Genomic DNA, 649 nt, shown 5'->3' with positions numbered 1-649 from the left:
GAACAGGAAAGGATGATGAAAATGAATAAAAAATACGGACTTTATTGCATGGGAACACTTGTTAACACTTATGATGACGCTATTGAGGCTCATAATGATGCTGTATATGCTCAAGAAGAAAGCGGAGTACCGCATGAAGTAAGAGAAATTCAATAAAAATAAGAGGAGGATATTATATGATTCAAGGGTTTTATAAAGATCAGAAACTTCACCTTCTAGAAGATCCTATGCAGCAGTACACCGTCATGAAAGTTGAAGAAGATGCAGTATGTGTTTACGGGTGGATCGATGATTATAGACACAAGATTGAAAGATTCACAGATGTTGAAGAGGCTAAAAAACTCCTTGGAGAAGGGTGGCCGAAACAATAACAAAGGAAGACACAATGAAATTTATGCAGAAACAATTGGAGGACGAATAGATGTCGCAAAGTAACTATAGACCGTCAGCTCCTAGATGGGTTGGCGATATACTAGAGCTAGACAAGAAAAGAAGACGAAATCAGTACAGAGGCTCACTAACGTCAGGTCAAGAGAAGAAGGACTGGGACGAGTGGAAGCGTAGATATTCAAGAAAATTAAAGTACGCAAGATTAAACGGATGGACGATCGAAGAAGAGTGACAATTCCTAAGGAGGACGAATAGATAC

At 39.0% G+C, this 649-nt stretch carries 1 protein-coding gene; it reads left to right on the top strand.

What is annotated here, in order from left to right; all coding sequences use genetic code 11:
* The first annotated feature begins 176 nt into the window (after nucleotides 1–176).
* On the top strand, nucleotides 177–371 hold the full coding sequence (locus tag ACFV9Q_RS29255) for a hypothetical protein (protein WP_377237312.1): 195 nt from the start codon (nucleotides 177–179) through the stop codon (nucleotides 369–371).
* The last annotated feature ends 278 nt before the right edge of the window (nucleotides 372–649 follow it).

The sequence above is a fragment of the Promicromonospora sp. NPDC059942 genome (assembly GCF_042731755.1).
Taxonomy (GTDB): Bacteria; Actinomycetota; Actinomycetes; order Actinomycetales; family Cellulomonadaceae; genus Promicromonospora.
The sequence above is the reverse complement of the archived record's forward strand: the minus strand, read 5'-3'. Positions and strand labels throughout refer to the sequence as shown.